The sequence below is a fragment of the Mesorhizobium comanense genome, assembly GCF_005503535.1.
Taxonomy (GTDB): Bacteria; Pseudomonadota; Alphaproteobacteria; order Rhizobiales; family Rhizobiaceae; genus Mesorhizobium; species Mesorhizobium comanense.
Genome location: NZ_SCNN01000054.1, coordinates 1 through 9,998, shown reverse-complemented (window position 1 = coordinate 9,998; position 9,998 = coordinate 1). Strand labels below are relative to the sequence as shown.

Annotated in this window: 9 protein-coding genes; 5 read left to right on the top strand and 4 right to left on the bottom strand. The window is 59.7% G+C overall.

Annotated elements, in window-relative coordinates; translation table 11 throughout:
- The 3 genes from FFS37_RS35230 to FFS37_RS35220 all read left to right on the top strand — a co-directional run.
- On the top strand, positions 1-1,497 hold a 1,497-nt coding region (locus tag FFS37_RS35230; RefSeq protein WP_137935498.1), incomplete at its 5' end, for a type IV secretory system conjugative DNA transfer family protein.
- A gap of 505 nt (positions 1,498-2,002) precedes the next feature.
- Entirely contained in the window at positions 2,003-3,346 is a 1,344-nt protein-coding gene (locus FFS37_RS35225) for a DUF4365 domain-containing protein (protein ID WP_232375917.1), read from the top strand.
- The gene (locus FFS37_RS35220) at positions 3,343-4,797 is read left to right on the top strand and encodes an argonaute/piwi family protein (RefSeq protein ID WP_127416224.1); all 1,455 of its coding nucleotides are present in this window, start codon (positions 3,343-3,345) and stop codon (positions 4,795-4,797) included. Before FFS37_RS35225 ends, FFS37_RS35220 begins: the two co-directional genes overlap by 4 nt.
- A 175-nt stretch (positions 4,798-4,972) precedes the next feature.
- Here FFS37_RS35220 and FFS37_RS35215 read toward each other — a convergent pair whose 3' ends face one another.
- Together FFS37_RS35215 and FFS37_RS35210 are read right to left on the bottom strand one after the other, a co-directional pair.
- On the bottom strand, positions 4,973-7,150 hold the full coding sequence (locus FFS37_RS35215) for a relaxase/mobilization nuclease domain-containing protein (protein WP_137935497.1): 2,178 nt from the start codon (positions 7,148-7,150) through the stop codon (positions 4,973-4,975).
- Positions 7,147-7,554, bottom strand: a complete 408-nt coding sequence (locus tag FFS37_RS35210; protein WP_137935496.1) for a MobC family plasmid mobilization relaxosome protein — start codon at positions 7,552-7,554, stop codon at positions 7,147-7,149. The genes FFS37_RS35215 and FFS37_RS35210 overlap by 4 nt, the downstream gene beginning before the upstream one ends.
- 485 nt (positions 7,555-8,039) lie before the next feature.
- On the opposite strand from FFS37_RS35210, the gene FFS37_RS35205 reads away from it, so the two are divergent.
- Positions 8,040-8,720 (top strand): ParA family protein, encoded by a 681-nt coding sequence (locus FFS37_RS35205; protein WP_137935495.1) that lies wholly within the window; start codon positions 8,040-8,042, stop codon positions 8,718-8,720.
- Complete coding sequence (locus FFS37_RS35200; protein WP_137935494.1) at positions 8,717-9,124, top strand: hypothetical protein; 408 nt, start codon at positions 8,717-8,719, stop codon at positions 9,122-9,124. Before FFS37_RS35205 ends, FFS37_RS35200 begins: the two co-directional genes overlap by 4 nt.
- A 119-nt stretch (positions 9,125-9,243) precedes the next feature.
- On the opposite strand, the gene FFS37_RS35195 is transcribed toward FFS37_RS35200, so the two are convergent.
- Complete coding sequence (locus FFS37_RS35195; RefSeq protein WP_137935493.1) at positions 9,244-9,573, bottom strand: hypothetical protein; 330 nt, start codon at positions 9,571-9,573, stop codon at positions 9,244-9,246.
- Between the two features lie 65 nt (positions 9,574-9,638).
- The gene (locus tag FFS37_RS35190; RefSeq protein WP_006205585.1) at positions 9,639-9,962 is read right to left on the bottom strand and encodes a DUF736 domain-containing protein; all 324 of its coding nucleotides are present in this window, start codon (positions 9,960-9,962) and stop codon (positions 9,639-9,641) included.
- Between the last annotated feature and the right edge of the window lie 36 nt (positions 9,963-9,998).

Below are 9,998 nucleotides of genomic sequence, written 5' to 3'. Positions count from 1 at the left end.
GGCAATACCGCATGCTACAATCCGATGGACTTCATCTCGCTGGACTCAGCACAGCGCGACATCGACCTTCGCAACATCGCTGCGGCTCTGTTTCCGCGCCCCCCTTCGAACGCGGATCCCTATTGGGTCAACGATGCCCGCCTCCTTTTTACCGGCATCGCGTCCTTCGTCATGGAATCGCCTGCGATTCCGAACGAGAAGAAGACCTTCTCCACAATCCTCGAGATTATGAACGGTGCCGAGCAGCCGCTCCTGGAGTTCATCGGCTCTCTGCGCGAGGAGCGCCGCCGCGAATGTTCGCATTTTACGCTGCAAACCCTGCTGCCATATTTCGAAATGTCTGAGCGGCAGTTTTCCGGAATCTACGCCGGCGTGCGGACCGGCATGGCTCCCTTTCTCAACGAGCGCCTGATGCGAGCTACCTCGCGCAGCACGTTCGATATTCGCAAACTCAAGCGCGAGCGGATTTCTCTCTATCTCGACGTACGGCGCGAGCAGATCACGTCGCTTGGACCGTTGTTCAACGTCCTGATCACGCAGATGATGAACTTCATGTCGGAAACTATGCCGCGTCCGGACGAGCATCCAGTGCTTGTGCTGCTCGACGAGTTTCAGAACCTTGGCAAGCTCGAGAACGTGACCGAAATGGCGAGCGTGCTTGGCGGCAACGGCGTTTCCATGTGGTTTTTCGTGCAGTCACTGAAGGCCGTAGACGAGATTTATCGCCAGGAAGGGCGCAAGACGCTCATCAACGCTGCCCGCGTGCAGATCTTTTTCGGCGCGCAGGACGCCGACGATCTGCGCTACGTTTCCGAGCAGCTCGGCGAAACGTCGGACGTGCAAAAGGACGTGACGCGCACCAAGGCAACGTTGTTCGACACTTACTACACGCGTTCGGAGCACCGCAAGGAAGTGCGGCGGCCGCTGATGCGGCCAGATGAAATCCGCACGCTCGACAAGAACAAGGTCATCATATTGCCTCGCGGCGAACTGCCGATCCTCGGCACCCGCAATTTCTATTTCACCGACGGTCAGCTAGCCAAACGCGCGTTCATGCCCCTGCCCGCCTCTACCGACGCTTCGCGCACCAAAAGCCCCGCATTGGAAGCTTCTGCGGTCGTTCCATCTCCTGTTGTCTCGACGATTGTCCCGACAGCGCCGGCGTACCGCTCCGGTCTCCTGCAGGCCCGCCTCCGGCGCGGCGCGACATTTGCCGCAAAAGCAGGCCGCATAGCACCGCCTCCAAGCCGGCGCGCAATGACAAAAGACCGGCTGAAAGCAACAGACGCTACAGCCGTACCAGCTTATGCCGCCATAGATTTTACCGCTTTGGCGGCCAAAGCAGTGACAACATGCATAGCGCCCGACAAAGAAGCGGCGGTTGCGGCCATCCTGAACAAGGTGCGGTCTCTGCGCGCCAACGCATCCGACACCGAGACTTTCGATCGAAATCTCAGCATCGTCGAAGATACTTTGCCTGAGGTAGTCGATGGGTAGGCTAGCATTCCGATGCGGCGGAGAGGTCATTGTCTACCGTGACCTTGTCGCACACGTCATTGCGGCGGAGGACATTGCCGCGCGTTTCGGGCAGTGCCGAGGTCTCAATCGAGTTCAAGCGCAAAACCCGCATAGACCGCGCTTCGCGAAATGAGATCGCCAAGTGCCCAGTCCGTGAGTTCGCAAAGGGGAAAGCACTTCTTGTCTGAACAGCCGCTGACGTCGCGATGAGAGCTCCGCTACACTGTCCGAGGATTAGTTCCGCTCGACGACATAACTCTTGTCCCTGACGCCAACGAAGCCGCTCACAGGCGTGACGACACTCTGTGACGGTAGCGGTTCTCTCAGTGTCCGCTTCAACATCCACAATGTCGATTTTATTGGTGTAGCGTATGACCGTTTACTGCGAACGCGCTTCCGCACAGGCCTCAGTAAGCAGGCTCGCAAATTATCCGCCCTGTGAAAAGCGGGCGAAAACAAGAATCTCATGGGGCGTGTTCGCATAATGTTCTATAGTGCGAATATGGCAAAAACTATCACCCCGAATCAACTCCTCGGCCAGATCGGCGAGACTGCGGTTCAATTGCGATTTCTCACGATGGGATTCCAATTCGACGTGCGCTCGCGGCTCGAAGCGGGAATCGATGGCATCGCCGAAGTGATGATAGAGGGGCAGCCCTCCGCCAGAATGATTGCGGTTCAGGTCAAGACAACCGAGTCCAGCACGTACACGTCGGAGGATGCGAACGGCTTCGCCTATCTCTTACGGAGCGAAGACCTTGCGTACTGGCGCGGTGCCAATCTGCCAATCATTCTTGTTCTCTACCGCAGAAGTGACGAGAGTTACTATTGGAAGGAAGTCCTTGGAGGCACGGGGCCGGGCGAGCGGCGGTTGCGCTTCGACAAACAGCAGGATGTGCTCGACACGAATGCTGTCGACAGGCTTGCTGCTCTTACAATTCCCAAAACCGGCTTCGGCTACTTCGTTCCACCGCTTGGCGGCGGTGAGGAAGCGCTCGTCAACATATTACCTGTGGCCCTTCCGGATGAGGTGTTTGTGACGACTACCGCATACACCGCAAAGCAAGCCACGGCGATGCTGCTGGCGGCAGAGGAGCCTGCGCGATTTGATTGGGCGATCAAAGGTAGTGCATTCTGGTCGTTCCACGATCCGCGAACTTCATCGTGCGATCAAATCGTCGACCTTGATCAGGTGGAGGCTATTGAAGTGGAACATCTGGCGTTCCACCAGGACCTCGACGAGAGAAACAATTTCGCTTTCCTGCTGGCCCAAACTCTCCGGCATCAAATACGAGCCGACCTCGGGTGGGACAAAGAGGGCAGGCTTTTCTATTTCAGGGCTCGCGTCGAGAACGAGTCCCGCGCCTATCACTACCAAGCCTCGAAGAAGAAGGCTGAGGCAGACGTCGTCAATGTCGTTCGCAACAAATTTGACGCTGCTCGCGTCGAGTTTGTGAGGCACCACGCGTTCGTCCCGCGGTTCGAACTCCTCTACGACCAGTGGTTCCTGGTGATCAATCCAACCTATTTCTTCACCACCAACGGCTTCATTCCACACTCCTACCCAAGCGCGCTTCTTGCGGGGAAGAAGCGGCTGGATAAGAGCGCATCGCTGCGGGGGCAAGTCATCATGTGGCATCGTTTCCTCACCGAAGCGGATCGCAATGCAGACGATCTTTTCGCCATCGCCAGCACTGATCCGCGCCTGACATTTGGTGATCCACCGACGGTAAAGCTCCCCACCAAGGTGCCCGAAGACGTTTGGGGTGCGCAGAAGAAGGCGAGTGATGACGAAGAGAGCAATCAAGAACTGCTGAGGTTCGCATGAAGTTCGAAACTAAGATCTTCGAGGAGCCCCTGTTGGAATTTGGCAACCAACATCAACACCCCGATCCTCGCCTCGGACTTTTCGAGGCCGGTCCGCTGCAGACGCCCTTTGGCGACGTGATCAACATCGCGGTCATCGGCAGCCAGAAGACCATTGAAGATGCCCGTAACTTTCTTGATGCCGCCAGCGTCGGGTTTGCCGGGAAGTCTGAAAAACATCCCAACATGCATCCGCCCTTTCCGGGCCTTGGCAATCGCAATCCTTTCCGATGTCGGTTCGAGATTCCCGACGGCGCCGTCGCGGCTATTCCGCAGGCACGCATCGAGCGAATCAGGAAAGAGCCGCATCACGGCAAAGCCGTCGAGATGGCTGTGGATGAGATCATCCAGCAGCTGCAGGCCCTCGACGAGGGCAGCAGTCGGCCCGACGTCGCGATCATCGCTCTTCCCGTAGAACTCATCGAGCGCGTCTGGAACGCCAAGGTCGATTCCGACGCTACTGTGGAGCAGGAGGATAGCGGAGGCTCGGATGCCCCTAACTTCCGCGGCTTGCTCAAAGCGAAAGCGATGCACTTCCGGTTTCCCATTCAGATCGTGTGGGAAGATGTGCTCGACGAGCGGGCCGTCATTCCTCTCAAGATCAAGGAGAGCAGTGCCCGTCAGATACAGGACCAAGCGGGACGAACATGGAATCTGCTCACCACCCTCTACTACAAAGGATCAGGGCGCGTTCCATGGCGCCGGGCTCCGCAAGAAGGCGAGTTCTCCGCCTGCTACATCGGCGTCAGCTTCTACCGCGAGGCTGGTGGCCAGCAGCTTTTTACGAGCGCTGCTCAAATGTTCGACGAGCGAGGCAGGGGGTTCATTCTCAAAGGAAAGGGCGCACAAACCGAGAGTCGGGGAAGGCATCCTTACCTCACGCAAGACGATGCAAAGTCACTCATCGCCGACGCGCTCGCTGCGTACAAAAAGCATCATATGAATTATCCGGCGCGCGTCATCGTTCTAAAAACATCAAAGTTTCGCGACGAAGAGGCCGACGGGATTTTTGAAGCTCTCGACGAGGTAGGGACCGAGCTGCGCGATTTGGTCTGGGTGCAGGAATCGTCGTTTGTGAAGGTTTTTCGCGATGGCAACTACCCTGTTATGCGCGGCACGTTCGTGGAACTCGATGGTAAAGGGCTGCTCTACACAAACGGCAGCATTCCTTACTACGGGACCTACCCCGGTATGTATGATCCAAAGCCTCTGTTGATCTGTCCCTATAAGTCCAGCGACAGCACGGTAGCCCAGATCGCGAACGAGATTCTCGGGCTGACCAAAATCAATTGGAATTCCACCCAGATGAACCAAAAGCTGCCAATCCCCATCAGGGCAGCGCGCAAGGTCGGAGAAGTGCTGAAATATATCAGCGAGGGACAGGTGAGTTCCGACTATCGCAAGTACATTTGATTCTGGTTTGTCCGGCGTTTTGTGCCGCACCGGCCAACGGCAGCCCGAGCTATATCTCGTTTTCTTTCGACGAAGCCACTTCGTGCCTTCGTCCAACTGCCCTGCAGCCTGATCATTCTGTGACGAATGCGGCGTTTTGATTGACCACCGCGCCAGACGCTAGGTTGGCCCTTGCTCAGCGCTCATAATCGTTATCGTTCGAGCGCTGCGTCTTGCGGTCCTGCTCTTCAGCCTGCTGAGCCGTCTGTTTGTTCGCATCCTTCTGGTTGGCTTTCACCTTTTCCTGCTCGGTGCCTGTGCGCGGCTGCTCTGGCTCGCGCGGATCGTCGCGAGTTGGAAGGTCTCGCCCTCGCGCCTCGCGCTCGGGGAGCGGCTCGCCACCACCACGACGCTGTTGCTGCCGCTCGAATTGCAGCCGCGCGAGACGGTCGTGCATCTTGTCGTTGACCTCTTCACGATACTGTTCGAACTGTCCTTGATGCGACGGCGGCAGCGTCTCGCGCATGTGGTCGAGAGCCTGATTGACGCGGGCCATCTGACGCCGCATTTCCAAGGGGGTTTGCGCCATGTTCAAATCTCCTATCAGTGCATTCAATTCTCTCATACCGGGATGGGACAGGAAAGACTCCTGCCCCGACTGATCAGTCCCACGACCCGCGCCAGGACCTGGCTGCCCCTCCCCTGCCCGATCGCGACGGAACTGCAGAAAATTGTTGCCGATCGACTCCGCTGCCGTGAGAGCCTGACCGACTACGCCCGCGGTCCGCATCGTCGTCACAGTCTTTTGCCATGCGGCAGCGATTGCATCGCCGTTCACGACAAGGGATTGTCCATCGATACGGCGTTGCCGCTTGGCCTCCACTCGCTCGATCGTCCTGGCGCTGACCTGGTAGCGCGGATCGCTCTGGGCGCGGCCGTAAGCTCCGGCATGCTCCTTCGTGAATGGTCGCGTCATCGCATGATCCATGCGCCGCGTCGCCACCATGGCAATGCCGTTCTCGCGTGCTTTTTCCGCAAGGGTCTCGCGCCAGGCGACCAGATCTGGCTTGTAGAATTTCAGGCGCTCGCCGTCGGCTGACCGTGCCTGCACCATGGCATGGATATGGACGTGCTTGGTGTCCTTGTGATGCGCCAGGACGAACTTGTATCCTGGCGCTCGCTCCTCCATCACGGCGCGTGCCGCAGCCATGACGGCGTTGGCATCGGTGCCGGCCTTTGCCGAGAAAAGCAGGTGATAGGCATTGCGGCGTTCACGCCCCGAAAACTGCGGGCGCCATTGTTCGTAGACAGAAGCCGCCGCCTTGGTGGCATTCTTCGCCCCAGGCACAGGCTCGCCATTTGCGTTGCGGACCTGGTTGTGGGTGCGGATGAACTTCTGCAGGAAATATTTCGCTTTGGGTTCACGGCTCACGGCCACAGTTACCTCTGCCTTGGCGACCACGCCAGCGGCGCCCATGGCCTCGGACAAGTGCACCTCGATCTTGTCGAGCGCCTTGCTGCGCGAATTCTCCCGACCGCCCGCAAGCACCTTGGCGAGCGGCCCCGCCCGCTCATCGGTGTGTGCGTAAGCCTCCACCGTCTGCCCGTCCTGTGCATAGATGAACGGCTTTGCGCCGAGGGCCTTGTTCAACGCCTCGCTCAAGGCGGCGTCGGTGACCCCGCCGGCGAGCTTGAAACGAACCTCCAGAAAATTGGTGTTTTCCAGGGGCGGTTCGAACGTCTGGCAAAACGTCTCCAGGAACGCTTTTCGTGCGCCTCCTGTCGCAAGGATCTGCCCGTCCTCGTCAAAAATCTCGATGTCGTGCTTCTCGCCTTTTTCGTCCTCGCGCTTCCCGATGTAATTAAGCAGCCGACCGGCGGCTTCGTTGGTCGATGGCGGATTGGGCATGACCTTGAACACAGCAGGCTGCGCACCCGCCGCATAGCCTGCCCGTGCCGCCACGGCGCGTGCCTGCAAGGCGACCCGCGCCGCTCGTCCTGTAGCGCTCGCGCGACCCGCACCACGGCCGCCGCCGCCGCGCCGCTTCCAGTCTTCCTCCTCCTCTTCCGGCCGGAAACCGGCGAGCGTGGCGCCATAGACCATGATCGGAGCGCTAGCGGCCTTGGGTGAGCCAGCAGCTGCAGTGGACTTCGGAGCCCCGCTGGCGACGGAGCTCCCTGCCACTCCTGTCCCTGCCTGCGACCAACGAGGGGCGTTCCTGCCGCCAGCTAGCGTCGAGCCGGCTTGTCCTTGCCCGAGGGGTCCGCCGCTCGTCGCGGACTTGTCGTCGTCCAGCTCCTCACGCTTCACGCCGGCAGCGCCCCGCAGATAGCGTTCGATTTCGGCCGCGTAGCCAGCAAGACGACCGCTCATGGCCTGGCCTCCCTCGCCTTGCGAGACTCGACGGTCATCGTTTTCAGTTCATCGCGAAACTGCCGCACAAGGTCGCCCACGGCGATCAACGCCAGCTCAAGATCCTCATCATGGGCAACGCGGCCGTCGTTCATGGCGCGCACGGCTTGATTGAAATTGACGCCGACACGTCGCAGCTGATCGGTCATGTCCACGATCGCCGGCCGCAACGCCTCTGTCGCGATAGGCAGGTGCCCCGCCTCTGCCCGCACCAGACGCCGGACCACCTCGCTGACAGTTACGCCGTCCCGCTCAGCAATGGCTTTGAGGCCGGCCAGCTCGTCACCCGAAAACCGGATGTGCGTCACCTCGCCATAGCGTCGTGACGCGCTCTTCACCACAGCTCTCTGGGCGTCTGCATCCATCTCTCAAGCCCGCTTGCGGGCGCTAAGGCCCGCCAGGGTCGCGCTCCTATTTTTGTGTATCACAAAATAGGCTATCCTGCCAGTAGAAACAGGGGAAGGGCGGTGAAAACGGCCGCGGACGCCCCTCCTCCAACTAGCCAGTTTTCACTCCAGACCGCCGGTACGCAACGTCGTGATGTTTCCATCGTGATTTGTTGTGATGTGTCTATGATGCGGTGAGGACTTGTCTCCATGTTAACATGGAGACATCCGAGCGGTTCGCAGGCGGGGATCGGCCCACCGGATCTCCTCCTCACTGAAGATAGCAGCGCGCAAAAATTGCGGCTGTGATCGAGCCTTTACGATGCGCGCCTGGGTTGCCAAACCGGTCTGCCGCGTTGACTATGTCACCATGTTTCGACCGTGACATTAATCCATGTGTCCATGATGACTTGTTTCCATGTTAACACGGAGACAAGGAGACAACGCCCGGAAGGAGGCCCCCCATGATCATCTCCGCTGCGATCCCCAAGGGCGGCACTGGCAAATCGACGCTGCTGCGCACCCTCGCATCCGTCGCGCTGCATCGCGGCTATTCGGTCACTCTTATCGACGGCGACCGGCGGCAGAATATGAACCGCTGGTTCCAGATGCTGGGCGAAGCTGGCAATCGTCCTGACAGGCTCCAGCTGGTAAGCGCGATGACCCCGCAGGAAATCCTCGACGCCGCAGCCACTCACAACGGTGAGCGCTCCGTCGTCTTGATCGATACGGAAGGCACCACGAATGACAACCTCATGGCCGGACTCTTCGCGGCCGATATTGTCGTCGTGCCGGTCTATTTTGCCCTCGACGATGTGACCGCCGCCATCCAGATCACCGACCACTACATTCCGCTGGCGGTCGAGAGCCGGGGTAGACCGCTGCCTGCGATATTCGTGCTGACCAAGCAGACCATCATCGATGGCAGGGCGCGAGCCCTGACGGAACTGCGCGCCATCATCCAGGCCAACGGCACGCCGATTGCAGAACACGTCCTGCACAACCGCGTTGCCTATCGCGACCTCCAGACCGGGCAGACCCTTTACAGCCCCGCGGTGCCCGATGCGAAGGCGGTTGCCGAGAGCGAAGGAGTCTTCGACGACCTTCTGCAAACTTTCATCGAAGCCACGAGGAATGCGGCATGAGTGAAGAAACCGCGCCGAAACCCGGTGACGACAAGAAAGCCCGCATGATGAAGGCGATTTCCACGCAGCCGCCGGCGCTGCCGAGCATGTTCATCACACCGAAGGTCGAGACATCAGGGACCAAGGAGCAAGCTGCGCCACAGGTGCAGGCACCGACAAAGCCGTCCCCGGCAGTCGGGCCCGATTTTCGCAAGCTGCTGCGACAGGGTCAGAAAAAGGATCCCATCGCCGGCAAGAAGATTCGCGAGGAGGAAATGGTTCGCTGCGGGTACTATCTGACGGCCGTGGAGCAGCGCCAGTTCAAGTTGTTGGCGATCAGCAACGGGCACAGCATGACCGAGCTGCTGCGAAAGGCCGTGCAGGATTATATCCGCATTCATAAGCACAAACTCCCGAAGGAATAGTCGGCGGTTTGGAGTCGCTGTCGCATGCTGCGACGGGTGATGTTCGTGGCTCTTTTGCGACGCGCAAAAAAAGGGCCCGCGACGGAGCAATCCGTCGCGGGCCCTTTTTTTGCGTTTGCCTACTTGGGTTGGTTGGGGTGTTTCAGCCGTTCCCCGAGGATGCCGTCCCGCTCCGGGCGCCCGCTGGCGGCCGCTTTGTCGTCGACCAGCTTTGCGGCCAATTCGGGCGGCAGCGGCATGAAATCGTAGCCGTGTGCGATGGCGGCGTGGCGAAGATATCCAAGCGTTTCGAAGGCATGATCGTGGGTGCCAAGCCAGAGCGCGGGGTCGTCGGTCTCCTCGTGCGGGAACGCCTGCAGGAAATAGGTCCGGAGCGGTGGGTCGTAGCCGATGACGGCGTCGGGGTCTGATCGGCCCTGTCCGGTGACGGTGATAGTGTAGCGGCTCATCGTGGCCTCCTATTTTTTTTGCCGGCGGGGAAGCCGGCCCCTCGAGGGGGCAGGCCACCGATGCCTCACTGGGGGTTGTTCCAGAGGATGACCTTCTTGTTTTCCTCGCCACCTGGGGCGGGAGCGAGATTGCCGAAGATCACGCCGATCTCGGGGGCTTCCAGCTTGACCGAGAGGTACTCCTCTCCCGAACGCTGGGAGATGCGGTGCCAGCCGGCTCCGATCTCGAAGCCCGTGCGCTTGTTGACGATCCGGTAGTCGGGCGCGTCCTCGCGCGACTTGTTGGTGTTCGGGATAAGGGTGATCGGGGCGTTGACCCGGAGCGTGGCAAAGACGCCTTCCATCGAGCCGTCGGCCTTGGTGGTGAGGTTTGCGATCGTGGTGGCCATGGTAGTTCTCCTTCGGTTGCATCGGGACCATTCCCG

Coding starts and splice junctions, on each gene's coding strand:
- FFS37_RS35225 (WP_232375917.1), top strand. CDS start 2,003: ATGTTCTATAGTGCGAATATGGCAAAAACTATCACCCCGAATCAACTC.
- FFS37_RS35220 (WP_127416224.1), top strand. CDS start 3,343: ATGAAGTTCGAAACTAAGATCTTCGAGGAGCCCCTGTTGGAATTTGGC.
- FFS37_RS35215 (WP_137935497.1), bottom strand. CDS start 7,150: ATGAGCGGTCGTCTTGCTGGCTACGCGGCCGAAATCGAACGCTATCTG.
- FFS37_RS35210 (WP_137935496.1), bottom strand. CDS start 7,554: ATGGATGCAGACGCCCAGAGAGCTGTGGTGAAGAGCGCGTCACGACGC.
- FFS37_RS35205 (WP_137935495.1), top strand. CDS start 8,040: ATGATCATCTCCGCTGCGATCCCCAAGGGCGGCACTGGCAAATCGACG.
- FFS37_RS35200 (WP_137935494.1), top strand. CDS start 8,717: ATGAGTGAAGAAACCGCGCCGAAACCCGGTGACGACAAGAAAGCCCGC.
- FFS37_RS35195 (WP_137935493.1), bottom strand. CDS start 9,573: ATGAGCCGCTACACTATCACCGTCACCGGACAGGGCCGATCAGACCCC.
- FFS37_RS35190 (WP_006205585.1), bottom strand. CDS start 9,962: ATGGCCACCACGATCGCAAACCTCACCACCAAGGCCGACGGCTCGATG.